The sequence below is a fragment of the Rahnella laticis genome (assembly GCF_015644585.1).
In the GTDB taxonomy this organism is placed as follows: domain Bacteria; phylum Pseudomonadota; class Gammaproteobacteria; order Enterobacterales; family Enterobacteriaceae; genus Rahnella; species Rahnella laticis.
The window spans coordinates 227964-253683 of sequence record NZ_JADOBI010000001.1 but is presented as its reverse complement, the minus strand read 5'-3'; the positions used below and the strand labels follow the sequence as shown (position 1 = coordinate 253683).

Below are 25720 nucleotides of genomic sequence, written 5' to 3'. Positions count from 1 at the left end.
AACAAAATGTCAATCTGGCAAAAAGAGGCCTGCGCACAAACTGCGGGGTGATGATTGAAATCGCTAATCAAGCAAAGAGATCAGGAATCATGACGCTTCAATGACAACTGAATATCACCATGATAACAAACAAGTTTGCATTTCCCGCAGCCGTCACACTTCTGATTATCTACGGAAGGTTGATTCTGTTGATTAAAAAATATTGCCGTGCGCGGACACGCAATTTCGCACATCCTGCACAAATCATCCATGCGCCCCAAACACTGCGGCAGAATCGCCGGACGCAAGCCCGTATCCGACACAATGCTCAGGTCCAGCGCACCGCTGTCACAGGCCTTTGTACAGGCACCACAAAAATCACACTCCGCGTAATCAATACTGAGTACGGCTTTCCCGGATTCAACACTGAGTAATCCCACCGGACAGACATCCGTGCAATGCTCGCAGCCGTTGCATTGTTTGAGGAAAAGCGGTTCTGCCAGCGCCTGCGGTGGACGCGGTGCAGCCCGCTGGCGCAAATCTCCGGCGACCGTATTTTCTTCTTCAGGCCGCTTTGCGGATGACAATAATCCACGGAATAACCCCCGGCGGCTGACAACCCGGCTGCTCATCCAGGCGTGATAATAGCGGCTATCCCGTGGGTCACTCATCAGAAATACAATTCCTTCGCCGGAGTATCTTTCAACACCAAAGCCTCTCGCCATCCGTTAAGCGTTGATTTCGCCAGAACGGCCACGCCCTCATACCACGGATGTTCTGCTTTCATTCCCAGCAATTCGAAATAACGCCCTGCCCATGGCATCAAATGCACAGTCAGGAATTCACCAAGCAGTTGCGGCGAATTTTCGGCCAGCCAGGCAGACATCATCAGCATCAAACCGATGTGATCTTCCGGTTCAGCCTGCGTCAGATTCGGTTCAATGTGGTTTACACGCATCCACTGGCGTAGTGCCAGAGTGGAATCTCCAAAAATGACGGATTCTTTATCGAGATAGACCGAGCCCCACGGCGGGGCCGGTAAGGCGTAAGGTCCGACAAACAGGCGCTGCCATGCATCAATTAACTCTTCTGCCGAAGCATCGGCCCCGGCAAACAATTCAGCGGCACGGGCTTTCGCCTCAGGCGTTGCGCAGGGCCACATCGCCGCCCAGTCACTGTCTTTCAGCAATACAATCAGAGGCTGAACTTGTTCTGAATCCGGGGGATAAAACAGCATCGCGCCCAATACCTTCGCGGTTAAACTTATTGATTCTGCGGACATAGTTAACTCTTTCTTTCGGGGCACACCGCTTCCGCCGGCGTGTCCTCTTGATGAACTGAAATCAGCCGCTGACGGCCATACCCACAGTCATATGCAAACCATAGAAAATCGCACGTCCAATCAGCTCACCGGCAAAGACCAGCACGAAAGCTAAAACCATCGAAGCGAACGCAGAACGCTTGCGCAGTATCAGCGGGCAAATCCAGCAACCTAGCCCTAAAGCAATCAGCACCAGCCGTGAAACTGACAACATGCCGTATTGCGGGATCAGTGCAGAAGCCGCCTGAACAGCGCTGTTGATCGAGGCAAGGCTGGCACTTTGCATTACCACCACACACATACTGACGACCAGCGCCGTGACACTGATAACCGGCAGCAGGCGAAGAGCGCAGCCGTTAATATCAGCGCCGCGCAGCAGCAGATACCCCAGAACCGGGCCGCCAATCAGCACCGTCAGCCCGAAGTGGAACGCGGTGTAAGCATTATCCCAGGTCGGCACAGTATTGATTTCGTAAACACGGCACATGGCATAAACGAAACCCACACCGGCCACCATGGTCACGATCAGCCAGACTTTTCCCAATGCGCGGGGCATTTTGTTGAGAACAGCCAGCAACCAGTAAATCCCGCCTAAGGCAAAGAAAAGTGAGCCACTGCCGATCTCATTACTGAGCGGCGAAGCGCCCAGACGATTGAGAGAATTGAAAGCTCGCAGCGGTGAGCCAAGGTGCAGAACCGAGGCGATAAAAGCCACCGCCATCAGCACCCAGAGGAAAAACATCGACAGGTGGATCCGGCGATATTCTTCTTCGCTACGCCGGGTCAGCAATGCAACCGCCAGCACAATAAATGCGCCAACTACGCATTGCCCGAGAACCGTAAAGACCATTAAAGGCCATTCATGCCATCCGTTTCCCATCTCAAACCTCCTTCGGGTTAGCCAGATAACCCGTGGTATCGCCTACAGGACGGCAATTCGCATTGGGTTTGATGACGATATTAGGGTGAGTAAAATGTGCAGCGGGCAAAGGCGCGACTTCAGCCAGTTCGCCGTATTTGGCACGCAGCTCTTCGATCGGTGCCATATCCAGCGCGCGCAGCGGGCAGGATTCAACGCAAATAGGCTTCTTGCCTTCCGCGATCCGCTCGTAACAGCCGTCGCATTTCGTCATATGACCTTTGGCTTCGTTGTACTGCGGCGCACCGTACGGACACGCCATATGGCAGTAACGGCAACCGATGCACACGTCTTCATTGACCACCACAAAACCGTCTTCCCGTTTATGCATGGCGCCGCTCGGGCAAACTTTCGTGCAGGCCGGATCCGCGCAGTGGTTGCAGGAAATCGACAGGTAATAAGCGAAGACGTTCTGATGCCAGCCATCGCCATCCTGTTGCCAGTCGCCACCGGCATATTCGTATACCCGGCGGAAACTGACGTCAGGCGTCAGATTTTTGAAATCCTTACAGGCCAGCTCGCAGGTTTTGCAGCCTGTGCAGCGGCTTGAATCAATATAAAATCCATATTGAGTTGTCATGTTTTGCTCCATTAAACCTTAGCCACTTGCACAAGGTTGGTGTGAGAGGGGTTACCTTTCGCCAGCGGTGAAGGCCTTTGAGACGTCAGTACGTTGATGCTGCCCGCGCGGTCGATCTTTTTACTGTCGGGGGAATACCAGGCACCTTCGCTGAGCGCGACAACACCCGGCATCATGCGTGGCGTCACTTTGGCGGCAATACGCACTTCACCGCGGTCGTTGTAAATACGGATCATGTCGCCGTTCGCGATACCCCGCAGTGAAGCATCCATCGGGTTGATCCACATTTCCTGACGACAGGCTGCTTTGAGTACGTCGACGTTGCCGTAGGTTGAATGGGTGCGTGCTTTGTAATGGAAACCGGTAAGTTGCAGGGGATATTTGCTGGCCAGGGGGTCGTCATAGTTCTCAAAACCGGCGGCATAAACCGGCAGCGGGTCAATCACATCTTCTTTGGCGAGTTCCCATTCGGCGGCAATTTTTGCCAGCTCTGCCGAGTAGATTTCGATTTTGCCGGAAGGCGTATCCAGCGGATTGGCAACCGGATCTTCGCGGAACGCTTTATACGCCACGTGATGCTGTTCAGGATCGCGTTTCTTGAACATGCCCTGTTTACGGAATGTGTCGAAATCCGGCAGTTCCGGCAGTGCTTCGCGGGATTGCTGATACAGATGACGCATCCACTCTTCCTGTGTGCGCCCTTCCGTAAACTTCTGCTCAACGCCCATACGGCGCGCCAGTTCAGAGGTCATTTCATAAATATTTTTGCACTGGAAACGTGGCTTGATCGCCTGGTCGGCAAAAATGATGTAGTCCATGCTGCCGCAGGAAGCATCCAGGCAAAAATCCATCTGCTCCGACGCCGTACAGTCCGGCAAAATAATGTCGGCATATTTCGCTGACGACGTCATGTGATTATCAATCACCACGATCATTTCGCATTGCGTATCGTCCTGCAGAATGTCATGCGTACGGTTGATATCAGAATGCTGATTGATCAGACAGTTACCGGCGTAGTTCCAGATAAACTTGATCGGCATATCCAGTTTGGCCTTACCACGAACACCGTCTTTGGTGGCCGTCATTTCCGGGCCTCGGACGATAGCGTCGGTCCAGAGGAACATGGAAATGCTGGTCTGAATTGGATTTTCAAACGTCGGCATGCGTACAAACGGGATTTCGTACGAACCTTCGCGCGCACCGGAATTACCGCCGTGAACGCCCACGTTGCCGGTCAGAATCGCCAGCATCGCAATGGCACGGGTTGCAATTTCGCCGTTTGCATGGCGCTGCGGCCCCCAGCCCTGAGTGATAAAGGCCGGTTTTGCCTGACCAATTTCACGTCCCAGCTTCACGATTTTATCGACAGAAATGCCGGTGATTTTTGCTGCCCACGCAGGCGTTTTCGCAATACCATCCGGACCATCGCCGAGAATATAGGCTTTATAATGCGCATTCTGCGGGACACCAGCCGGTAAGGTTTTCTCATCGTAACCGACGCAATATTTATCGAGGAACGGCTGATCGACCAGATTTTCGGTAATCATCACGTGAGCCAGCGCAGCCGCCAGCGCCCCGTCGGTACCCGGGCGAATTGGCACCCATTCATCTTCACGACCCGCACCGGTATCGGTATAACGTGGATCGACAATAATCATGCGGGCGTTGGACTTCTGGCGAGCCTGCTCAAGGTAATACGTAACGCCACCGCCACTCATGCGGGTTTCGCCCGGATTATTCCCGAACAGCACCACCAGCTTACTGTTTTCAATATCTGAAGGGCTGTTGCCGTCCGCCCAGCCGCCGTAGGTATAATTCAGACCGGCGGCAATCTGTGCGGAGCTGTAATCGCCGTAATGATTGAGATAACCGCCGCAGCAGTTCATCAGGCGCGCAATCAGGGTTTTACCCGGCGGCCATGAACGCGTCATGGTGCCGCCCAGCGTGCCGGTGCCGTAGTTCAGATAAATCGCTTCATTGCCAAAACGCTGAATAATGTCTTTCAGGCTGCCGGCCAGCGTGTCGAACGCTTCATCCCAGCTGATTGGCTTAAATTTGCCTTCACCGCGTTTGCCGACGCGCTTCATCGGGTATTTCAGGCGGTCAGGATTGTAAACACGACGGCGCATTGAACGCCCGCGCAAACAGGCCCGTACCTGATGCAGCGCCTCATAATCATCGTCGCCGGTATTGTCGGTTTCGACGTATCGAATTTCGTCGTCCACCACGTGCATTCTGAGCGGACAACGGCTGCCGCAGTTGACCGTGCACGCACTCCAGACGATTTTCTCTTCGGCCGTTTTTGTCGTCGCGGGGACTGAATCTGCCCGCACAGATTTGAACGGCAGCGATATTCCCCCTACTGCGGCGGCCATCCCGGCCAGCGTAGTTCCTTTGACCAGTTCGCGGCGGCTGATCCCGCTACCTGAACCGGATTTAGTTCTGTTTTGTTCCGACATTACATACTCCGCTTACGCCCCGTTTTAAGGGGCGAAAATTTAACAACCGTGTCACTGAGCCTGGCTCTTTGTCCGTCGCTTCTTTAGACTTTTTCTATTTGAATCAGATTGGTATGTTGAGGATTCCCCTTCGCGAGAGGCGAAGGCCGCTGAGTTGTCAGCGTGTTCATGCAGGCACCATGGTCAATACGATCACCGCTCATATTGGCCTGATGCCATGCGCCCTGTCCCATAGCCACAACGCCGGGCATGATGCGGGGCGTGACTTTTGCGGCCACGCGGACTTCGCCACGGTCATTGAAAACTTTCACTTTGTCGCCGTTTTGGATGCCACGGGTTTGCGCATCCATCGGGTTGATCCAGACTTCCTGACGGCACGCGGACTGCAAGACATCAATATTGCCGTACGTTGAATGGGTACGTGCTTTGTAATGGAAACCGAACATCTGTAGTGGAAACTGGCTGCGTTTCGGGTCATCCCAGCCTTCGAAAGTTGAGGCATAAACCGGTAACGGGCTGATGGTTTCGTCTTTTTGCAGCTCCCATTCACCGGCAATTTTTGCCAGCGCAGAAGAGTAAATTTCGATTTTTCCGGAGGGGGTTTTCAGCGGATTAGCCTGAGGATCCTGGCGGAATTTTTTGTAGGCAACGAAATGCCCGGCCGGATCCTTACGCTTATAAATTCCCATTTCACGCAGTTCTTCATAGGCCGGTAATGCCGGATCTTTTACCAGCATTTTCGCGTAGAGCGCCTGCAACCACTGCCGTTGAGTACGGCCTTCCGTGAATTTCTGATAAACATCCGGGCCAAGCCGCCGCGCGACTTCGCTCATCATTTCGTAGATACCTTTTCGTTCAAACTTAGCGGATGTCGCAGGTTGAATGAAAATCAGATACCCCATATTCCCCGCATAATCGTTAGGAATGATGTCTTCCTGCTCTACGGTCATTAGGTCCGGAAGCAGGATATCGGCGTATCTGGCCGAGGAGGTCATGAAGTTTTCGAGCACGACGATCATTTCGCACTGTGAATCGTCCTGCAAAATATCGTGGGTTTTATTGATGTCTGAATGCTGATTGGTAATGGTATTACCGGCATAGTTCCAGATGAACTTGATCGGCACGTCCAGCTTATCTTTACCGCGAACGCCGTCTGCTTTCGCCGTCATTTCCGGGCCACGCGCAATCGCATCGGTCCAGCTGAAACAGGAAATCTGCGTCTGAACCGGATTGTCCAGCACCGGCATACGTTCAATGGTGATGGTATACGTGGATTCCCGCGCCCCGCTGTTACCGCCATTAATCCCAACGTTACCGGTCAGAATCGGCAGCATGGCGATCGCGCGTGACGTCAGTTCGCCGTTGGCCTGACGTTGCGGACCCCAGCCCTGAGAAATATAGGCCGGTTTAGCCTGACCAATTTCCCTCGCCAGTTTCACGATTTTGTCTGCCGGTATGCCAGTGATGTGTGAAGCCCATTCCGGCGTTTTAGCCGTGCCGTCCGCGCCCTGCCCGAGAATATAAGCTTTGTAATGGCTGTTGGCGGGGGCGTCTGCCGGCAAGGTTTTTTCGTCGTAACCTACGCAATACGAATCAAGGAAAGCCTGATCCACCATATTTTCGGTGATCAGCACATACGCAAGACCGGCGACCAGAGCAGCGTCGGTTCCGGGACGGATCGGGATCCATTCATCTTCACGCCCTGCTGCGGTGTCGGTATAACGCGGGTCGATCACGATCATTCTGGCGTTTGAGCGCTGACGCGCCTGCTCGAGATAATAGGTAATCCCGCCGCCGCTCATGCGTGTTTCTGCCGGATTATTGCCGAACAGTACCACCAGTTTGCTGTTTTCGATGTCGGACGTGCTGTTACCGTCGTTACTGCCATAGGTGTAAGGCATGGCGCAGGCAATTTGCGCGGTGCTGTAAGTCCCGTAATGGCTGAGGAAACCGCCGTAGCAATTCATCAGACGGGCGACCAACGAGGCGTAAGGTGATGAGCGGGTAATGTTGCCGCCCACAACGCCGGACGTGTAATTGATATACACCGCTTCATTGCCGTATTTGGCGACAATTCGCTTCAGGTTATTGGCAATTTCGTCGAAGGCTTCTTCCCAGCTGATGCGTTTAAATTTCCCTTCACCGCGCTTACCGACGCGTTTCATCGGATAATTCAGGCGTTCAGGATGATTCATACGGCGGCGGATCGAACGCCCGCGCAGACAGGCCCGAACCTGATGGTCACCGTAAATATCGTTGCCGGTATTGTCAGTTTCGACCCAGTAAACTTCGTCATCGCGGACATGAAGACGCAGCGCACACCGGCTGCCGCAGTTAACTGAGCACGCGCCCCATACCACTTTATCTTCGGGTGCTGAAACAGCTTTACCACCGGTCACGTCGGCTAAGACCTTGCGGCTGAAAGGAAGTGAAACGCCCCCCGCCGCGATGGCTAATCCGGCCAGCGTAGATGTTTTCATCAGCGTACGGCGGCTGATACCGTTCTTTTCCGTGATCTTATCTGATTTGATTACCGACATTTTCGCGCTCCGCTAAGTTGCCTCGCCCTAGCGCACCGGGTATAAAATCCGGCGTCTAAAATCCTGGCAAGAAAATGAGCGGGTCGTGAAGTTTATATTCTCAGATTAGAAAAGTACCCACTCAGATGGCGGGGATATTACTTATTAAGGGTTAGCAAACTTTGTCTGCTATCAAAAAACGTCGGGTTGGCTCAGGCAAATTGCCGGATATTTAACGTAACGCACTATTTTCGGCATAAAAAAAGCGCCCGGAGGCGCTTTTTCGCTATATTATTCATAACATAACGGGGTTAGCCGATATATTCTAAACCGCCCATGTAAGGACGTAATACTTCCGGTACTTCAATGCGGCCATCGGCTTGCTGATAGTTTTCCAGCACAGCCACCAGCGTACGACCGACTGCCAGACCTGAGCCGTTCAGGGTGTGAACGAGACGTGGTTTTTTGTCGGTTTTATTGCGGAAGCGAGCCTGCATACGACGCGCCTGGAAATCCCACATGTTTGAACATGAGGAGATTTCGCGGTAAGTGTCCTGCGCTGGCAGCCACACTTCCAGATCGTAAGTTTTGCTTGAACCGAAGCCCATGTCGCCGGTACACAGCAACATTTTACGGTATGGGAGATTCAGTAACTGAAGCACTTTTTCCGCATGACCGGTCAGTTCTTCCAGCGCCTGCATGGAATCTTCCGGACGAACAATCTGAACCATTTCGACTTTATCGAACTGGTGCATACGAATCAGGCCACGGGTATCACGACCATAAGAACCGGCTTCAGAACGGAAGCAAGGTGTATGGGCGGTCATTTTCAGTGGCAGAGATTCTTCTTCCAGAATTTCGTCACGAACCAGGTTCGTCAGCGGCACTTCTGCGGTTGGGATCAGCGCATAGTTGCTGCTGCCGGCTTCTTCATCCAAAGGCTTAGTATGGAACAGGTCTTCGCCAAACTTAGGCAACTGGCCTGTACCGTACAGCGTCTCGTGGTTAACAAGATACGGCACGTAGGCTTCCAGATAACCGTGTTGCTCGGTGTGCAGGTCCAGCATGAACTGGGACAGCGCGCGGTGCATGCGGGCGATTTGCCCTTTCATGACCACAAAACGAGCGCCAGTCAGTTTCACTGCGGCAGCGAAATCCAGACCGCCTGCCATTTCACCCAGCGATACGTGATCGCGGACGGCGAAATCGTACTGGCGCGGCGTGCCCCAGCGGCTGACTTCCTGGTTATCGTTCTCGTCTTTACCGGCAGGTACGGAATCATCTGGCAGGTTTGGAATAGCGGAAGCGATATCGCGGATATCGTTCTGCAATGCATCCAGCTCAGCTTTCGCAGCGTCCAGCTTCTCACCCAGCGTATTCACTTCCAGACGCAGGGGTTCGATGTCTTCGCCACGGGCTTTTGCCTGACCGATAGATTTCGATCGTGCGTTACGTTCAGCCTGGAGAGTTTCCGTTTCTACCTGCAAGACTTTGCGGCGTTCTTCCTGAGAACGCAGCTTTTCCACATCGAGTTTAAAACCTCTGCGAGCGAGTTTTTCTGCAACTGCGTCTAGCTCATTACGCAGCAGATTGGGATCCAGCATGCTAATCCTGTACGTGTCGTTATTGAATGTTAATTTGACGATGCACGCTGCCTGAAATAGCAGCGTGTCAAAGAGTTATCACTGGTAACCTTACCGCAACGATAAAATTAGCGGTAGCGTTTTGTCGGGCTATTTTGATCTTGTTCAGCGAGCCATGCCAGCTTTTCGCCGATCTTGCCTTCGAGCCCCCGTGAAGTCGGGTAATAATACTGCGTGCGGGCCATTTCTGGCGGGAAATAATCTTCACCGGCGGCGTAGGCATTAGGCTCATCATGCGCGTAACGGTATTCCGCGCCCAACCCCATTTCTTTCATCAGTTTGGTCGGTGCATTACGCAGATGTTCCGGTACATCGTAATCAGCCATTTCGCGCGCATCGCGCATTGCCGATTTAAAAGCGGTATAAACCGCATTACTTTTCGGCGCACACGCCAGATAGACAATGGCCTGCGCAATGGCGCGTTCGCCTTCCGCCGGACCGACGCGCGTAAAGCAGTCCCAGGCCGAAATCGCCACCTGCATACCACGTGGATCGGCGTTGCCGACGTCCTCAGACGCAATCGCCAGTAAACGCCGTGCGACATAAAGCGGATCGCCACCAGCGGTGATAATGCGTGCGTACCAGTACAGCGCCGCATCCGGCGAGGATCCGCGCACGGATTTATGCAAGGCAGAAATCAGATCGTAGAAACGGTCACCCTTGTTATCGAAACGCGCGCTGCGCTCACCGGCAATCTCGGTCAGCAGTTCCGGCGTTAGCGTGCGATAGCCTTTGGCGTCAATCTCCGCCATATCAGCCATCATTTCGATACTGTTCAGCGCACGACGTGCATCGCCATTGACCAGTTCGGATAACATGCGCCGCGTTTCCGGCGGGACACGAATTTTTTCATTGGCGTAGCCACGCTCAGAGTTTGTCAGCGCCTGATCGATGACTTTTTCGATATCTTCAGCTGTCAGCGATTTGAGGAGATAAACTCGGGCGCGGGATAACAAGGCGGAATTGAGTTCGAATGACGGGTTTTCTGTTGTAGCACCAATAAACGTAATCGTACCGTCTTCGATATGCGGCAGAAATGCATCCTGCTGACTTTTGTTGAAGCGGTGAACTTCATCAACAAACAGAATGGTACGACGCCCGGCATCACGATTTTGCCGGGCGCGCTCGATAGCCTCGCGGATATCTTTCACCCCTGAGGTGACCGCTGAAATGCGCTCAACATCGGCATTTGCATAGCGGCCAATGAGTTCTGCCAGCGTGGTTTTTCCGGTTCCCGGCGGCCCCCACAAAATCATCGAGTGCAGCTGACCCGCCTCGATAGCACGCGGCAAAGGCTTGCCCGGCGCGAGAAGGTGCTGCTGACCAATGTATTCTGCAAGTGTTACTGGCCGCATTCTGGCGGCCAGTGGCTGGAATTCATTCTGGGAAAAATCGAGTGACAGATTACTCAAGCTTACCTCACTGACGCTGGTCGTCCACCGTCACACCTTTCGGCGGAGTAAATTTAAACTTCGCGTCATCAACCGACGCATTTTGCTCACCCTTCAGGGTATAAGCGCTCTTTTGACCATCCTGCTCAACCGCAGTAAAGCTTTTGATAGTGCCTGTTGGCGTAACGGTGATAGCAAATTCTTTCAGATTTCCGGTGGACGTTTTCGGCGTCAGCTGGAAGTCATCGCCCTGCTGTTTCACGTTATATTTCGACCAGTCGCTGCTGTCGTTGCGGGTAATCAGCATGAACGGCGTGTTGCCGGTAGCATTTTTCAGCCAGGTTGCAGTGACCTGCTCAACAAACGGGTTGTAGAACCACAGTGTTTTGCCATCAGAAACCAGAATGCTTTCGTCCGGTGTCGTCATATGCCAGTTAAACAGATTTGGACGTTTGACCCACAGTTCACCTTCACCCTGCTGAACGGCAGAACCGTCATCACTGGTGACAGTCTGGGTGAAGCTGGCATGGAAAGTATTCAGTTTACCCAGGCGGGATTTGAGATCACTGCTGGCATCCGCCAAAACGGAAGCGGAGGTAAATGCAGTTAGTAAACACCCTACTAATAACAATTTTTTCATTCTTATAATTACCTCAAAAAACCTTAAACTTCAGACGATGCCTTTCACAAAGACAAAAGACGTATGGTGCGAACTCTATCCGAGGCAACGCCCCGGTGGTAGCTCAATCATCTGAAAAGCAGTCATTTTACGCATCTTTGCATAAGGGCCGCATTCGCGACCCTTCTTAACAAAACCCGGCAAAACCCAATAATTTATTCGTGTGATGGCGGAGCCAGCACTTCGCGGTTACCGTTATGACCCGGCGCACTGACAATACCCTGCGCTTCCATCTGTTCTACGATTCGCGCCGCACGGTTGTACCCGATACGGAACTGACGCTGAACCCCTGAAATAGACGCACGACGCTTATCGACGACGAACGCAACGGCCTGATCAAACAGGGCATCGAGTTCTTCATCACCGTCCAGCCCCAGACCACCGCCTTCGCCATCGTCGCCACCGGAAACGATGCTTTCGATGTACTTAGGACGACCGCGGGCTTTCCAGTCCTGAACCACCGCGTGCACTTCCTGATCACGAACAAACGCGCCGTGAACACGAACCGGAATCGACGAGTTTGGTGCCATGTACAACATGTCCCCCATACCCAGTAACGATTCTGCGCCGCCCTGATCGAGGATGGTGCGGGAGTCAATTTTGCTCGAAACCGTGAAGGCAATACGCGTCGGGATGTTTGCCTTAATCAGGCCGGTAATGACGTCGACGGAAGGACGCTGCGTTGCCAGCACCAGGTGGATACCGGCCGCACGGGCTTTCTGTGCCAGACGCGCAATCAGCTCTTCGACTTTTTTACCGACGGTCATCATCAGGTCAGCAAATTCGTCGACCATCACCACAATAAACGGCTCTTTTTGCAGATATGGCGGTTCTGCGGCCATACCGTCGCCCGGTTTCCAGAATGGATCCGGAATCGGTCTGCCCATGGCTTCGGCTTCAAGAATACGTTCGTTATAACCCGCCAGATTACGCACACCCAGCGCGGACATCAGCTTATAGCGACGTTCCATTTCACCGACACACCAGCGCAGCGCATTGGCCGCATCTTTCATGTCGGTAACCACTTCGGTCAGCAGGTGCGGGATCCCTTCATACACAGACAACTCGAGCATTTTCGGGTCAATCATGATGAAGCGCACATCTTCCGGCTTGGATTTATACAACATGCTGAGGATCATGGCGTTAACGCCCACAGATTTACCGGAACCGGTTGTACCGGCCACCAGCAAGTGCGGCATTTTCGCCAGATCGGCAATAACAGGCTCGCCTGAAATGTCTTTACCCAGCACGATCGTCAGCGGAGACGTACTTTCTTTGAATTTCGCGCAGTCCAGCACTTCTCGCAGATACACTGTCTGGCGCTTTTTATTCGGCAATTCCAGGCCAACGTACGGCTTGCCGGGGATCACTTCCACGACACGCACGGCGACGGCGGATAATGAACGGGCAAGGTCACGCGACAGGTTAGAAATTCGCGCGGCTTTCACGCCCGGTGCAAGATCCAGCTCAAAACGGGTAATGACCGGTCCCGGCAACTTCCCGACGACATCCGCTTTAATGCGGTAATCGTTCAGGCGCGCTTCAATCAGATTGCCCATCTGCTCAAGAGCGAACTCGTCAACAGGTTCTGCTTCCGCCGGTGGCGAGGTCAGCAGATCCAGAGATGGCAGCGGCGTTGTCGGTTTGACCAGCGGCTGCTCATTACGCATCAGGAACGGGTGGATCAGGCTGTCCATATCAGGCTGTGCCGACGGCGATGACTGACGTGGCGCTTCATATTCCTGCGCATGCTGCACCGGTTCTGAAGTGGTCTGACGCTGATAAGGCGGTTGTTGTGCAAACGTCGCAGGCTGCGGTTCTTCTTCTGCCTGAGCTGGCAACGTGAATAACGGTTCTGACGGTGTATCATCAACCAGATCAGCCATTGGCGAGAAGCTGAAAGCATCGTGCTGACTCAGTTTCATCGCAGCCGCAGCGAAATCATCAGCAGCAGTGTTTGTCACTTCCTGAGGCAGACTCTGCGAGTGATGATGCTGAACCAGACCACTTTGCGGTTCGACGTCCTGCTGATAACGGGCATTTTCACGCGCCGCAAACGCGTTGCGTAATTCCGCTTCCTGCAACGCTGCTTCTTCATCAGGCTCATCTTCGGTGACAGATTCACCGTAGCGTTCCTGCTGCTGAGCCGCAAAAGCTTCCTGCAACGCCGCTTCCTGTCGGGCTTCCTCATCAGCCTGCGCCAGAGGATCGTTATGCCAGTCAGCGTGTTCTGCCTCTTTTTGCGCGGCAGCCTGTGCATTTTCCTGCTGTTCGGCGATGCGCTGAGACGGCAATTTAATCCCGTAGGAAGCCAGTTCGCGACGCGTTGGAATACGCACCGGATTTGGACGCGGCAATTCCGGCCCGAAGCCTTTCTTCACCTGAGGATTTTCATCACTCACGGCGCTGAACGCTGGCATAAATGTATTGCCGGCAGAAGTTGCCGCCGACTGGCCAGCCTGCGCAAGGCCGGTTGCCAATGCTGCGGTGGCCGCAACGCTCGCAATTTGCGCCGCATCAGGTGCCGCAGAGCTGAAATCAAACGGAGAACGTGAATGCTCAACCGCCGTCTGCCAGTTACCCATACTCGGGCCATCGTCATCGCTGCGCTGAACCGGTGCCGGAGAAGGTGATTGCTGTACCGGCTGCGGGTGACGCGGCACAGGTGTCTCTTCCGGAATTTCGAAGTTGTATAACGGCGGAGCAGCAGGTTGCGGTGCTTGCGGAGACGGAGCAATTTCTGCCACCGGTGGTTCAGCCGCATACGGATTCACTGTTTCTGCCGCCATAGCCGGAGCCGGTTCGGCCGCAATTACTGGCGTAACCGGAGGCGCTTGCACCGCAGGTTCTGTTACGGAAGGCGCAGAGAAAAGAACGTCGTCTTCGTCAGCATCTGAAGCCGTGACAGCCTCTGGCACAGCGGCGGCCGCAGTAGCAGTAACCGCGGCAGGAGCCACTTTCGCTGCCGGTTTTTCGTCGTCTTCTTCCAGTAACGGATCGTCCTGCTCGTCGTATTCGTAATCTTCATCCCGGCGCGAACGGTTGGTCACGATATTAGTGACGCCAAGCACTGCTCCGCCGATTTTTTCAGCGATCGTCAGCCATGACCAGCCGGTGAACAGCGTCAGCCCGGCCGCCCAGACGCACAGCAGAACCAGCGTTGCCCCGACGTTGTTGAAGTACGGCGTCATCGCTGTGCTCAGCAAACTGCCGATCACACCGCCCGACGCGAAGTAGTAAAGGTCATCGACGTTGACGGATGCCAGACCGCAGGACGTGACAATAAGCGCCAGCGTCCCGATGAGGCGCAGCGACAGTGCAAAATAATCGACAAAATCCTGGTTATCCCGCTGACGGAAAGCCGCCCAGCAAAGACACAGGATAATAGGGGGAATAGCGTAACCAAATACGCCAAAAATGAAGAACAGCGTGTCGGCCATCCAGGCACCCACACCACCGCCCCAGTTATGAATAGGCCCATGCCACGCGGTCTGCGACCAGCTTGGATCAGAGGGGTTAAAACTCACCAGTGCTGCCATTAAATAAGCAGCAAAAATCGCTACCACGACCAGCAAAGCCTCCAGAATACGGCGACCATTGCTCAGTCTTTTCAGGGTAACTTCTTTATCTTCTGTGTATTCCTGGCTCAAGAAAGGCTCTCCAGGTTCCTGTGAACTGAGAAAAAGCAACAGCGCCGAGAGTTGCCCCCGGCGCCATAGCTGTATAGATACACAGGAGTGTAGCTAAAAATGCAAGGTTTTGCACCTGACAATTACCGGGTCTTAATGACCAGGCGATTCGTCTGTTTCACTTCTTCCATTACCACATAGGTACGGGTGTCGTTAACGCCCGGCAGACGAAGCAAAGTCTCACCTAACAACTTACGGTAAGCCGACATATCAGGTACGCGGGTTTTCAACAGGTAGTCGAAATCCCCAGAAACCAAATGACACTCCTGAATATCTTCGAGTTTTTGTACTGCCGCATTGAACTGCTCAAACACATCTGGCGCGCCACGGTTGAGAGTGATCTCAACAAATACCAGCAACGAAGCATCCAGATAATGCGGGTTGAGCAATGCGGTATAACCATTGATGAAGCCCTGACGTTCCAGACGACGAACGCGCTCCAGACATGGAGTTGGAGATAATCCCACACGTTTGGAAAGCTCGACGTTTGAAATCCGGCCATCCTTTTGCAATTCGTTGAGGATGTTACGGTCAATACGGTCGAGATCTTTTCCCGGACGTTTTTTGTTGTCTACCATTATTATTGTCTCTCTGCTGTCCTTCCCTGCACCTGCCATACCCCAGCCAACTTCAATGTCTAAGGGTTGTCCCAAGCGAAGACCCGATTATTAAGGTTTACGCATCCAAAAGCCGTGTTGATCCCCTGTCAAAAGGAACACGGCCGTATAAGCGGATACTCAAAAGAAATAACCTTGCGAAATTAATAGGTTGTAAACAGCCAACCTGATTCACTAAACCCTGCTGTAACTAAAAAGCCAAAAAGCAAGACCAGAACGGGTCCGGTAGCAGCCAATTGCATAAATTCAAGTCACAGACAGGCAGTTAATTTCTTCTTCCCCTGATGTTTTCGCAAATGCACAGCGGATTGTCAAAGTAAAAGAAGCAAAATCAGAAGAACGTGCCAGATTGAAAAGCCAGCGCCCCCTTTTTAGCTATCTTTTATCTTTGAACAATAACAATTCCGTTCACGCCTTATTTCAGCCAAATCCACACAAACTGCCGTGATTTGTCATCAAAAGTCCGCATACGGGCAAACAACCTGCCAGCGCATTCATGTCTTTGCGCTGTTTTTTTACCCTAGCCTTCAAACAGTTACCTGCGGCGAAATCCTTTCTACGCGGGTTCGGCAGTAAAAACTATCAGACAAATCGTTAACAACATCTGAGTTTGCTTTTTTTAACGCGCTATTTTCCCTACAATCGGTCTATCGCTAGTCGCCATCGCGGAGATGAATTACGCATGAGTACGGTTAAACACAGTAAAATATTGATTCTGGGCTCAGGCCCGGCGGGTTATACCGCAGCAGTTTATGCAGCACGCGCTAACCTCAACCCGGTTTTAATCACCGGTGTGGAAAAAGGCGGTCAGCTGACCACCACGACGGAAGTGGAAAACTGGCCGGGCGATCCGGAAGGTCTGACCGGTCCGGGCTTAATGGAACGCATGCACGAGCACGCGACGAAATTTAATACCGAAATCATTTTCGACCATATTAACAAAGTTGATTTGCAGAACCGACCGTTCCGCCTGACCGGTGACAGCGGCGAATATACCTGTGACGCGCTGATTATCGCCACCGGTGCTTCGGCACGTTATATCGGTCTGCCTTCTGAAGAAGCGTTTAAAGGCCGCGGTGTGTCTGCCTGTGCAACCTGTGACGGTTTCTTCTACCGCAATCAGAAAGTTGCGGTAGTCGGCGGCGGCAACACAGCTGTAGAAGAAGCGCTTTATCTGGCGAATATCGCCTCTGAGGTGCACCTCATTCACCGTCGTGACAGTTTCCGTGCGGAAAAAATCCTGGTTGACCGCCTGAACGATAAAGTCGCCAGCGGCAACATCGTTCTGCACACGCACAAAACGCTGAACGAAGTGGTCGGCGATCAGATGGGCGTCACCGGCGCAAGCCTGCTTGATGTCCGTACTGACGATAAATCGCAGGTTGATGTGGCTGGCGTGTTCATCGCTATCGGCCACAGCCCGAACACCGGCATTTTCGAAGGTCAGCTGGAACTGAAAGATGGCTACATCAAAGTGCAGTCCGGCTCGCATGGCAACGCAACACAGACCAGCATTCCAGGCGTTTTCGCCGCAGGCGACGTGATGGACCACATCTATCGTCAGGCAATTACCTCTGCGGGAACCGGTTGTATGGCGGCACTCGACGCCGAGCGTTATCTGGACGGTTTATCGCAAGCGCCGGATTTATAATTACTCTCCGGGGTAATTACCGGACCCAGAGTCCACATAAAGAGTAACGAATTGGGCGGCTTAATTGCCGCCTTCTTGTTTTCAGTGCTAACTCAAGCATGTAACATGAGCGGCCTCCCACCCGGATTGCTGCGCAGACTGATGCCTGATGAATAAAACACGACAACAAGAACTTATCCGCTGGTTAAAACAACAAAGCTCACGCGCCAAAGGCTGGATCCGTCTGTCCATGATGCTGGGTTTGCTCTCTGGTTTACTGATCCTCGCACAGGCCTGGCTGATGGCCGGACTGTTACACGGTCTGATCATCGAACATGCGCCGCGTGAAACCCTCTTACAAAGCTTCCTGCTGATGGCCCTGACGTTTATTCTGCGCGCCGTCGTGACCTGGTTACGCGAACAGGTTGGCTTTATCTGCGGGCGGGTTATTCGTCAGGAAATGCGTAAACTGGTTCTGGACCGCCTCGAAAAACTGGGGCCCGCGTGGATTCAGGGTAAACCGGCCGGTAGCTGGGCCAGCATCATTCTTGAACAAATCGAAGATATGCAGGATTACTATGCCCGCTACCTTCCGCAAATTGCCTTGGCCGGGATTATCCCTCTGCTGATTCTGGTCAGCGTGTTCCCGATTAACTGGGCTGCCGGATTAATTCTGCTCGTGACTGCTCCGTTAATCCCGCTGTTTATGGCGCTGGTTGGCATGGGCGCAGCGGATGCAAACCGTCGTAACTTTGTCGCCCTCGCACGTCTGAGCGGTAATTTCCTCGACAGCCTGCGGGGTCTGGATACCTTACGCCTCTTCAACCGCGGCACCGCCGAAGTGGAGAAAATTAAACGCTCCACCGAAAACTTCCGTGCGCGCACCATGGACGTCTTACGTCTGGCATTTTTGTCCTCTGCAGTTCTGGAGTTTTTCGCTTCGATTTCCATCGCCGTCGTCGCCGTTTATTTTGGTTTCTCCTATCTGGGTGAGCTTAATTTTGGCAGCTACGGCACGCCGGTTACTCTCTTTGCCGGTTTCCTTGTGCTCATCCTCGCACCTGAGTTCTTCCAGCCGCTGCGCGATTTAGGTGCGTTTTATCACGCTAAAGCACAGGCGGTCGGCGCGGCTGAAAGCCTGCTGACCTTCCTGAGCACCGAAGAAGCTGAAATGGGTGATGGTGATAAAAGCTGGCCGCTAGACCAGGACGTTACACTTGAGGCGCGTGACCTGTTTGTTCGATCGCCGCAGGGGAAAACGCTGGCAGGCCCGCTGACCTTTACCGTTCCGGCAGGACAGCGCATTGCGATTGTCGGGCTGAGCGGTGCGGGCAAAAGCTCCCTGCTCAATGCGCTCCTCGGTTTTCTGCCGTATCAGGGTTCCCTGAGCGCCAGCGGCATTGAGCTGAAATCGTTGCGCAATGATGAATGGCGTAAACAACTTAGCTGGGTCGGCCAGAATCCACATCTGCCGGAACAGACGCTGCGTTCGAATATTCTGCTGAATCAGCCGGATATCAGCGAAGCACAACTCCAAAGTGCTATTGACCGTGCGTATGTGAATGAATTCCTGCCGCTGCTGCCTGAGGGGCTGGAAACTGAACTGGGCGACAGCGCGGCGCGATTGTCGGTGGGTCAGGCACAACGTGTTGCTGTCGCGCGCGCCCTGCTTTCTCCCTGCCGGCTATTGCTGCTCGATGAACCCACTGCCAGCCTTGACGCACACAGCGAAAAACGCGTGATGAGTGCTTTAAACGAGGCGTCCCGATCGCAGACCACGCTGCTGGTAACGCATCAGCTGGAAGATACTCGCGACTACGACGAAATCTGGGTCATGGATAAAGGGCAAATCGCTGAACGCGGCACATTCGCGCAGCTGGTTGCTCAGGGTGGATTGTTCGCCAGTCTGTTATCACAGCGCAGTAAGGAGCTGTAATCATGAGAATTCTTCTGCCTTATCTCGCGTTATATCGCCGTCACTGGTTCCGCCTGTCGCTGGGCGTCATTCTGGCTATCGTCACGCTGATGGCCAGCATCGGGCTGCTCACGCTTTCCGGCTGGTTCCTGGCGGCCTCTGCCGTTGCCGGGCTGGCGGGGCTCTATACGTTTAACTACATGTTGCCTGCGGCAGGCGTGCGCGGTGGGGCGATTACCCGAACCGCAGGACGTTACGCCGAGCGGCTGGTCAGCCATGATGCGACTTTCCGCGTCCTGGCTCATCTTCGCGTGTTCACATTCACCAAAATCATGCCACTGACGCCGGGAGGTATTGCGCGTTTTCGTCAGGCAGATTTGCTCAACCGCCTCGTTGCGGACGTCGATACGCTGGATCACCTTTATCTGCGCGTAATATCGCCACTTATCAGTGCGCTGGTGGTGATTATTCTGGTGACCTTCGGCCTGAGTTTTATCGATGTCACGCTGGCCCTGACGCTGGGTGCCATCATGCTGGCGCTGATGGTACTTCTGCCGGTGATTTTCTACCGCGCAGGAAAACCTGCGGGCCGCGAACTCACGGCGCTGCGCAGCGATTACCGTACGCAGCTAACTGCATGGCTGCAGGGGCAAGGCGAGCTGGTGGTTTTTGGCGCTCAGCCGCAATTCCGTCAGCAACTGGACGATATTGAACGCCGCTGGATGTTGCGCCAGCAACAGCAGGCGAAACTCACCGGTCTGTCGCAGGCAATGATTATTGCCGCTGCAGGGCTGACAGTAACGCTGATGTTGTGGCTGGCAGCGGGTGGTCTGAGTGCCTTCCCGCAACCCGGCGCGCTGATTGCGTTGTTTGTCTTCACGCCGTTAGCAGCGTTTGAAGCGCTCGGGCCGGTTGCTGCGGCCTTCCAGCATCTCGGGCAGGTTATCGCCTCGGCGCAGCGCGTAAGCCAGATCATCAGCCAGCCTGCCAGCGTGGTGTTTCCGCCACAAGGTCCGGCAGCCGGTGAACAGGTCAGCCTTACGCTTAAAGACGTTAATTTCACCTATCCGGGCCAGCCGTTGCCGGTGCTTAAAAATATCACGCTGGATGTCCGCGCGGGTGAACATATCGCCCTGCTCGGCCAGACCGGTTGTGGCAAATCTACGCTGTTGCAGTTGCTGACGCGCGGCTGGAACATCAGCAGTGGTTCGCTGATGCTCAACGGCCATGACATCACGGAATACGATGAAGCGACGCTGCGCCGGACGATCACCGTCGTCAGCCAGCGCGTACACGTTTTCAATACCACGCTGCGTGAAAACCTGCGGATGGCGTCGCCAAAATGTTCCGATGAACAGATTACCGACGTTCTGAAACAGGTTGATTTGCACGTTCTTCTGGAAAACGAAGGGCTGAACGCGTGGCTGGGCGAAGGTGGTCGTCAGCTTTCCGGCGGCGAACAACGTCGTTTAGGCCTTGCCCGTGCCCTTCTGCACGATGCGCCGCTGTGGTTGCTCGATGAACCCACTGAAGGGCTGGACGCCGAAACGGAACAACATATTTTGGCACTGCTGCACAAGCATTGTCAGAATAAGACGCTACTCTTAGTGACGCACCGCCTTCACGGTCTTGAAGCTCTCGACAAAATTTGTGTCATGGAAGAAGGTCAGATTGTGGAACAAGGTGATCACCAGACACTGGCCGCCGCACAGGGGCGTTACGCACGCTTTCTGTCACGAGGTTGATGTTGTTCCAGTTTTTAGCGGCGGCCTTCAGGTCGCCGGATAAGGAGATCTATGCGGTTAGTTAAGCTTGAGGCCAATTCAGTTCTTTTTCCGGATCCGGACACTGCATTACTGGAGCCGAATGGCCTGCTGGCCATGGGTGGGGATCTTACCGCGCCGCGCCTGCTTTCAGCTTATCAAAATGGGATTTTCCCCTGGTTTGAACCTGGCGAGATGATCCTCTGGTGGACGCCCGATCCGCGCGCCATTCTGGTTCCCGAAGAACGTCACGCCAGCCGCAGCCTGCAACGTTTCATGCGTAAAAAGCCTTACCGTTACACAATCAACCAGCGCTTTGAGCAGGTCATCCGCGCGTGTGCTATGCAGCGTGAAGACGGTACGTGGATTGGCCCTCTGGTGCAGCGCGGCTATCAGGAATTGCATGAAGCAGGCCGCGCGCATTCCGTTGAGGTTTGGGAAGATGATGAGTTGGTCGGCGGTTTATACGGCGTATCCGTCGGCGGATTATTTTGCGGTGAGTCGATGTTTAGCCGCCGGGAAAATGCCTCCAAGTGTGCGCTGATGGTATTTTGCCAACATTTTTCCCGCAATGGAGGAGAACTGATTGACTGTCAGGTGCTCAACCCTCACACTGCGTCGCTGGGTGCGAGAGAGATCCCCCGCCGCCAATTTTTGCAGCAGTTATCCGAACTTTCGCAACGCGCGTTAGCACCGGATTGCTGGTTGCCACAAGACTTATCCCCACATGACGAAGACCTGCCGGTGTTCCCGAAGGATAGGGAATAGGTGCGGTCATGGACCATACTTCTTTACATAATGTGGGTTTTTCGGCATTATCTTGCCGGTTAAAAACTATGGTAGTTAGACCTAGAGGATTCGATGGCCAAAGAAGACAACATTGAAATGCAAGGCACCGTACTTGATACGCTGCCAAACACTATGTTCCGCGTAGAATTAGAAAACGGACACGTAGTTACCGCTCACATCTCCGGTAAAATGCGTAAGAACTACATCCGCATCCTGACGGGCGACAAAGTCACTGTAGAGCTGACCCCGTACGACCTGAGCAAAGGCCGCATTGTCTTCCGTAGCCGTTAATAAGCGGCTCACTCATCGCTGATTTTCCGGCGATCCCTGAGGATACCCTCTTCGCCCTTCCTGCTTTTGCAAGGGCGTTTTGTGGTATCCGCAATTCGGCATTTGTTTCAGTATCCTTTCTGAAATCCCTCACTAATTCCTGTAATTAAATAAAGAATCTCAGAAAGAAAAAAGGCGATGTTTTCACATCGCCTTTTGTTTTTTCGTCACGGATAAAAGATCAGTGCACCGCGCCTTCCGGTTTTTTCTTCTGTGCACTCATGAAGTGATAAGTCAGCTTGTCGGCCTCTTTATCCAGTGCCACAGAGACGGAACCGCCATCCACCAGAGAACCAAACAGCAGCTCGTTGGCGAGTGGTTTTTTCAGGTTTTCCTGAACGGTACGGGTCATCGGACGCGCGCCCATTGCACGGTCATAGCCTTTCACCGTCAGCCAGTCGCGGGCTTCATCACTGACTTCCAGTGAAACGCCTTTGGCATCCAGCTGCGCCTGCAACTCAACGATAAACTTATCAACAACCTGCTGGATAACATCCGTAGACAGATGGTTGAACCAGATTACGTTGTCCAGACGGTTACGGAATTCCGGCGTAAAGGTACGTTTGATCTCTTCCATGGCATCCGGGCTGTTATCCTGATGAACCAGACCAATCGACTTACGTTCCGTTTCACGCACACCGGCGTTGGTGGTCATCACCAGAATGACGTTACGGAAGTCCGCTTTACGGCCGTTGTTGTCGGTCAGCGTCCCGTTATCCATCACCTGCAGCAGCAGGTTGAAGACGTCAGGGTGGGCTTTCTCGATTTCATCGAGCAGCACCACGGCGTGAGGATGTTTAATAACCGCATCCGTCAGCAAACCGCCCTGATCAAACCCGACATATCCCGGAGGCGCACCGATCAGCCGGCTGACCGTGTGACGCTCCATATATTCCGACATATCAAAGCGCAGCAATTCGATATCCAGCGCTTTAGCCAGCTGAACCGTGACCTCTGTTTTACCGACACCCGTAGGCCCGGCGAACAGGAATGAACCGACAGGCTTGTGATCCTGACCCAAACCGGCGCGGCTCATTTTGATCGCTTCAGTCAGTGCTTCGATAGCAGGATCCTGCCCGAAGACCAGCATTTTCAGACGATCACCCAGGTTTTTCAGTACATCGCGGTCAGTTGCCGAGACGGTTTTTTCCGGTATACGGGCAATACGCGCAACCACGCTTTCAATGTCGCTGACGTTAACGGTTTTCTTGCGTTTGCTGACCGGCATTAACCGGCTGCGGGCGCCCGCTTCGTCAATGACGTCGATAGCTTTGTCCGGCAGATGACGGTCATTGATGTACTTAACCGACAATTCAACCGCTGCACGCACCGCTTTCGCGGTATAACGCACGTCGTGATGCGCTTCGTATTTGGTTTTCAGGCCATTAATAATCTGAACGGTCTCTTCAACGCTTGGCTCAGTAATATCAATTTTCTGGAAGCGACGCGCCAGAGCACGGTCTTTCTCAAAGATATTGCTGAATTCCTGATACGTCGTTGAGCCGATCACTCTGATTTTACCGCTCGACAGCAACGGTTTAATCAGGTTAGCCGCATCCACCTGACCACCCGACGCCGCACCGGCACCGATGATTGTGTGGATTTCATCAATAAACAGAATGCTGTTCTTATCCTGCTCGAGCTGTTTCAGCAGGGATTTGAAACGTTTTTCGAAATCACCGCGGTATTTAGTGCCCGCCAGCAATGAACCGATATCCAGCGAATAGAGCGTGCAGTCGGCCATGACTTCAGGCACATCGCCCTGCTCGATTCTCCATGCCAGACCTTCGGCAATGGCGGTTTTACCGACACCGGACTCGCCCACCAGCAGCGGGTTGTTTTTACGGCGACGGCAGAGCACCTGAATCGCGCGCTCAAGTTCTTTATCACGGCCAATCAGCGGATCGATGCCACCTACGCGCGCCAACTGGTTAAGATTAGTGGTGAAGTTCTCCATACGATCTTCCCCCGCCGACTGCTCTTCGTTAACTGGGTTTTCCGCATTGTTTTGCGCCTGGCCGCCCGTTTCATCTTTACGGGTACCGTGCGAAATAAAGTTCACCACATCAAGGCGGCTGACATCATGTTTGCGCAGAAGGTAGGCGGCCTGTGATTCCTGCTCGCTGAAAATCGCGACCAGAACATTGGCGCCAGACACTTCGCTGCGACCAGAAGATTGAACGTGGAATACCGCACGTTGCAGAACGCGCTGGAAACTCAGCGTTGGCTGGGTATCACGTTCTTCTTCACTGGCAGGTAAGGTGGGTGTGGTTTGCTCGATGAAGGCTTCCAGTTCCTGGCGCAAGGCCACGAGATCTACTGTACAAGCTTCAAGCGCTTCACGGGCAGCAGGGTTGCTGAGCAACGCCAGCAACAGGTGCTCCACGGTCATAAACTCATGCCGGTGCTCACGGGCTCTTGCGAAAGCCATGTTGAGACTGAGTTCAAGTTCTTGATTGAGCATAGGCACCTCCCAAATAGATTGCCTTAATCAGGCTTTTTCCAGCGTACACAGCAACGGATGCTCATTCTCCTTGGCGTACTCATTCACATGTGCGACTTTGGTTTCCGCGACTTCGGCGGTATAAACACCGCAGACCGCTTTGCCTCTATAGTGCACCTGGAGCATCAGTTGCGTTGCACGTTCAATATCATAAGAAAAGAACTTTTGCAGAACGTCAATCACAAATTCCATTGGAGTGTAATCGTCGTTGTTTAATATAACTTTATACATAGATGGCGGTTTTACCTCATCCTTTTGTTTATTCGCCGTCAAATGTTCAAAGTTTAGCCAGTCTTGATTATTGCCCATTGCCTGTTCATCACCTGTGAAGATCGTATTGGAAGCCAAATACACCGACATAAAGACTTTCTGCGGAGTCTCATGTTGTAATTCCGGTATTTTACCATTTCTGGCTTCACCTTGCCGCTGCACAAAATGTCTTCCCTGCACCCGACTCCGCTACCGAAATTTTAACAAAATATGTCAATAGCGTTACCTGCTTCAAAGTTTGGTTATCTGCTACCTTGGGACAAATGCCGTTTCCTTGACGTCCAACTCTATTCCACTAGAGTGTAAATTCGTGAGCTGAACGGATAGTAAACAGGCCTGAACAGGTGTTTATCTGCTGCGTTCTGGCCTTCGTGCTCACTCAACTGGCTTTATCTATTTACTACCAGACTAGTCATGAGAGGGATGTAGCAGCATGCAGACGGGTACTGTTAAATGGTTCAATAATGCTAAAGGCTTTGGCTTCATTTGCCCGCAAAATGGCGGTGAAGACATCTTCGCTCACTACTCCACAATCCAGATGGAGGGTTACCGGACACTCAAGGCCGGACAGCAGGTCAATTTTGACGTTCATGAAGGCCCAAAGGGGAATCATGCCAGCCTCATTGTTCCGGTGGAAAGCGAAGCGGTCGCCTGACTCCTTCAGCACACAGACTCGAATTACGCTCAGCGTGTGTTCAATAACAAATCAAATGCCGGTCACTCA

At 53.3% G+C, this 25720-nt stretch carries 19 protein-coding genes; 6 read left to right on the top strand and 13 right to left on the bottom strand.

Annotated elements, in window-relative coordinates; translation table 11 throughout:
• Nucleotides 1-80: 80 nt before the first annotated feature.
• The 11 genes from napF to lrp all read right to left on the bottom strand — a co-directional run bounded on the left by napF (nt 81) and on the right by lrp (nt 15757).
• A complete protein-coding gene (gene napF, locus IV433_RS00975) occupies nt 81-650 on the bottom strand; it encodes a ferredoxin-type protein NapF (protein WP_195812802.1) in 570 nt (189 codons plus the stop codon).
• Nucleotides 650-1261 carry a Tat proofreading chaperone DmsD gene (gene dmsD, locus IV433_RS00970; protein WP_195812803.1) on the bottom strand — a complete coding sequence of 204 codons (612 nt, stop codon included), beginning with the start codon at nt 1259-1261 and terminating at the stop codon, nt 650-652. Before dmsD ends, napF begins: the two co-directional genes overlap by 1 nt.
• A 61-nt stretch (nt 1262-1322) precedes the next feature.
• Nucleotides 1323-2180 (bottom strand): dimethyl sulfoxide reductase anchor subunit family protein, encoded by an 858-nt coding sequence (locus IV433_RS00965; RefSeq protein WP_195812804.1) that lies wholly within the window; start codon nt 2178-2180, stop codon nt 1323-1325.
• Between the two features lies 1 nt (nt 2181).
• Nucleotides 2182-2799, bottom strand: coding sequence for a DMSO/selenate family reductase complex B subunit (locus IV433_RS00960; RefSeq protein WP_104921445.1), 618 nt, complete (start codon nt 2797-2799; stop codon nt 2182-2184).
• Nucleotides 2800-2810: 11 nt separating this feature from the next.
• The gene (dmsA, locus tag IV433_RS00955; RefSeq protein WP_195812805.1) at nt 2811-5258 is read right to left on the bottom strand and encodes a dimethylsulfoxide reductase subunit A; all 2448 of its coding nucleotides are present in this window, start codon (nt 5256-5258) and stop codon (nt 2811-2813) included.
• An 83-nt stretch (nt 5259-5341) separates the two neighbouring features.
• Nucleotides 5342-7798 (bottom strand): selenate/tellurate reductase subunit YnfE, encoded by a 2457-nt coding sequence (gene ynfE, locus IV433_RS00950; protein WP_195812806.1) that lies wholly within the window; start codon nt 7796-7798, stop codon nt 5342-5344.
• 290 nt (nt 7799-8088) lie between these two features.
• The gene (gene serS / locus IV433_RS00945; protein WP_195812807.1) at nt 8089-9381 is read right to left on the bottom strand and encodes a serine--tRNA ligase; all 1293 of its coding nucleotides are present in this window, start codon (nt 9379-9381) and stop codon (nt 8089-8091) included.
• A 107-nt stretch (nt 9382-9488) separates the two neighbouring features.
• Nucleotides 9489-10832: a replication-associated recombination protein A gene (locus tag IV433_RS00940; RefSeq protein WP_195812808.1), complete on the bottom strand. Its 1344-nt coding sequence runs from the start codon at nt 10830-10832 to the stop codon at nt 9489-9491.
• A 7-nt stretch (nt 10833-10839) separates the two neighbouring features.
• Entirely contained in the window at nt 10840-11451 is a 612-nt protein-coding gene (gene lolA / locus IV433_RS00935) for an outer membrane lipoprotein chaperone LolA (protein ID WP_195812809.1), read from the bottom strand.
• Between the two features lie 194 nt (nt 11452-11645).
• The gene (locus IV433_RS00930; protein ID WP_195812810.1) at nt 11646-15140 is read right to left on the bottom strand and encodes a DNA translocase FtsK 4TM domain-containing protein; all 3495 of its coding nucleotides are present in this window, start codon (nt 15138-15140) and stop codon (nt 11646-11648) included.
• Between the two features lie 122 nt (nt 15141-15262).
• Nucleotides 15263-15757: a leucine-responsive transcriptional regulator Lrp gene (gene lrp / locus IV433_RS00925; RefSeq protein WP_013574775.1), complete on the bottom strand. Its 495-nt coding sequence runs from the start codon at nt 15755-15757 to the stop codon at nt 15263-15265.
• Nucleotides 15758-16478: 721 nt separating this feature from the next.
• Here lrp and trxB point away from each other — a divergent pair.
• From trxB to infA, 5 genes are all read left to right on the top strand, one after another.
• Complete coding sequence (trxB, locus tag IV433_RS00920) at nt 16479-17447, top strand: thioredoxin-disulfide reductase (RefSeq protein WP_195812811.1); 969 nt, start codon at nt 16479-16481, stop codon at nt 17445-17447.
• A 148-nt stretch (nt 17448-17595) separates the two neighbouring features.
• On the top strand, nt 17596-19362 hold the full coding sequence (gene cydD, locus IV433_RS00915; RefSeq protein ID WP_195812812.1) for a heme ABC transporter permease/ATP-binding protein CydD: 1767 nt from the start codon (nt 17596-17598) through the stop codon (nt 19360-19362).
• A 2-nt stretch (nt 19363-19364) separates the two neighbouring features.
• Nucleotides 19365-21086: a heme ABC transporter ATP-binding protein/permease CydC gene (gene cydC, locus IV433_RS00910; protein ID WP_195812813.1), complete on the top strand. Its 1722-nt coding sequence runs from the start codon at nt 19365-19367 to the stop codon at nt 21084-21086.
• 51 nt (nt 21087-21137) lie between these two features.
• Nucleotides 21138-21872, top strand: a complete 735-nt coding sequence (gene aat, locus IV433_RS00905) for a leucyl/phenylalanyl-tRNA--protein transferase (RefSeq protein WP_195812814.1) — start codon at nt 21138-21140, stop codon at nt 21870-21872.
• 93 nt (nt 21873-21965) lie between these two features.
• Nucleotides 21966-22184 carry a translation initiation factor IF-1 gene (gene infA / locus IV433_RS00900; RefSeq protein WP_002211347.1) on the top strand — a complete coding sequence of 73 codons (219 nt, stop codon included), beginning with the start codon at nt 21966-21968 and terminating at the stop codon, nt 22182-22184.
• A gap of 220 nt (nt 22185-22404) precedes the next feature.
• On the opposite strand, the gene clpA is transcribed toward infA, so the two are convergent.
• The gene (gene clpA / locus IV433_RS00895; protein WP_152324209.1) at nt 22405-24687 is read right to left on the bottom strand and encodes an ATP-dependent Clp protease ATP-binding subunit ClpA; all 2283 of its coding nucleotides are present in this window, start codon (nt 24685-24687) and stop codon (nt 22405-22407) included.
• Nucleotides 24688-24714: 27 nt separating this feature from the next.
• On the bottom strand, nt 24715-25035 hold the full coding sequence (clpS, locus tag IV433_RS00890; protein WP_104924673.1) for an ATP-dependent Clp protease adapter ClpS: 321 nt from the start codon (nt 25033-25035) through the stop codon (nt 24715-24717).
• Between the two features lie 394 nt (nt 25036-25429).
• On the opposite strand from clpS, the gene cspD reads away from it, so the two are divergent.
• Nucleotides 25430-25651 carry a cold shock-like protein CspD gene (cspD, locus tag IV433_RS00885; protein WP_152324210.1) on the top strand — a complete coding sequence of 74 codons (222 nt, stop codon included), beginning with the start codon at nt 25430-25432 and terminating at the stop codon, nt 25649-25651.
• Nucleotides 25652-25720: the final 69 nt, after the last annotated feature.

What these genes read in the sequence shown, in the direction of transcription:
- lolA (WP_195812809.1), bottom strand. Translation starts at nt 11,451, where the DNA reads ATGAAAAAATTGTTATTAGTAGGGTGTTTACTAACTGCATTTACCTCC.
- ynfE (WP_195812806.1), bottom strand. Translation starts at nt 7,798, where the DNA reads ATGTCGGTAATCAAATCAGATAAGATCACGGAAAAGAACGGTATCAGC.
- trxB (WP_195812811.1), top strand. Translation starts at nt 16,479, where the DNA reads ATGAGTACGGTTAAACACAGTAAAATATTGATTCTGGGCTCAGGCCCG.
- serS (WP_195812807.1), bottom strand. Translation starts at nt 9,381, where the DNA reads ATGCTGGATCCCAATCTGCTGCGTAATGAGCTAGACGCAGTTGCAGAA.
- napF (WP_195812802.1), bottom strand. Translation starts at nt 650, where the DNA reads ATGAGTGACCCACGGGATAGCCGCTATTATCACGCCTGGATGAGCAGC.
- cspD (WP_152324210.1), top strand. Translation starts at nt 25,430, where the DNA reads ATGCAGACGGGTACTGTTAAATGGTTCAATAATGCTAAAGGCTTTGGC.
- dmsD (WP_195812803.1), bottom strand. Translation starts at nt 1,261, where the DNA reads ATGTCCGCAGAATCAATAAGTTTAACCGCGAAGGTATTGGGCGCGATG.
- aat (WP_195812814.1), top strand. Translation starts at nt 21,138, where the DNA reads ATGCGGTTAGTTAAGCTTGAGGCCAATTCAGTTCTTTTTCCGGATCCG.
- cydC (WP_195812813.1), top strand. Translation starts at nt 19,365, where the DNA reads ATGAGAATTCTTCTGCCTTATCTCGCGTTATATCGCCGTCACTGGTTC.
- lrp (WP_013574775.1), bottom strand. Translation starts at nt 15,757, where the DNA reads ATGGTAGACAACAAAAAACGTCCGGGAAAAGATCTCGACCGTATTGAC.
- clpA (WP_152324209.1), bottom strand. Translation starts at nt 24,687, where the DNA reads ATGCTCAATCAAGAACTTGAACTCAGTCTCAACATGGCTTTCGCAAGA.
- dmsA (WP_195812805.1), bottom strand. Translation starts at nt 5,258, where the DNA reads ATGTCGGAACAAAACAGAACTAAATCCGGTTCAGGTAGCGGGATCAGC.
- clpS (WP_104924673.1), bottom strand. Translation starts at nt 25,035, where the DNA reads ATGGGCAATAATCAAGACTGGCTAAACTTTGAACATTTGACGGCGAAT.
- IV433_RS00965 (WP_195812804.1), bottom strand. Translation starts at nt 2,180, where the DNA reads ATGGGAAACGGATGGCATGAATGGCCTTTAATGGTCTTTACGGTTCTC.
- IV433_RS00960 (WP_104921445.1), bottom strand. Translation starts at nt 2,799, where the DNA reads ATGACAACTCAATATGGATTTTATATTGATTCAAGCCGCTGCACAGGC.
- cydD (WP_195812812.1), top strand. Translation starts at nt 17,596, where the DNA reads ATGAATAAAACACGACAACAAGAACTTATCCGCTGGTTAAAACAACAA.
- infA (WP_002211347.1), top strand. Translation starts at nt 21,966, where the DNA reads ATGGCCAAAGAAGACAACATTGAAATGCAAGGCACCGTACTTGATACG.